We start from the raw sequence: 395 nt of genomic DNA, 5'->3' as shown, positions 1-395 counted from the left end.
TGATAAGACAGCGTCACATCAGGCCATCCGTTTCAGCTTATTCATCAATTCGCGGATGTTGCTGCACCAGGCGGGTACGTTTCGCCTGCAAATCGGCAATCTCGTGGTCAATATCATCGATTTTCTGCTCGATATTATCGTAATGCTCGACGAGAATTTCCTTCGCTTCCTGTATATCTGACGCCGCCGGTGTCGCACCTTTCAACGGACGATTTGCCGTCTCTTTCATGGTTACGCCGGTGATTAAACCAACCACCGCCACTACCATCAGGTAATAGGCAGGCATCATCAGATTCTGCGAGCTTTCGACCAGCCAGGCCGCCAGCGTTGGCGTCAGACCGGCAACCAGCACCGAAATATTAAATGCCGCCGCCAGCGCGCTGTAACGGATATGC

General features: G+C 52.4%; 1 protein-coding gene. It reads right to left on the bottom strand.

From position 1 onward, the window contains the following. Positions 1 to 37 precede the first annotated feature (37 nt). The coding region (locus tag FMN63_RS00035) for an MFS transporter (protein ID WP_148581916.1) at positions 38 to 395 on the bottom strand (358 nt) is incomplete at its 5' end.

The sequence above is a fragment of the Stappia sp. BW2 genome (genome assembly GCF_008107695.1).
In the GTDB taxonomy this organism is placed as follows: domain Bacteria; phylum Pseudomonadota; class Alphaproteobacteria; order Rhizobiales; family Stappiaceae; genus Roseibium.
This window is presented reverse-complemented; position numbering and strand designations above follow the sequence as displayed.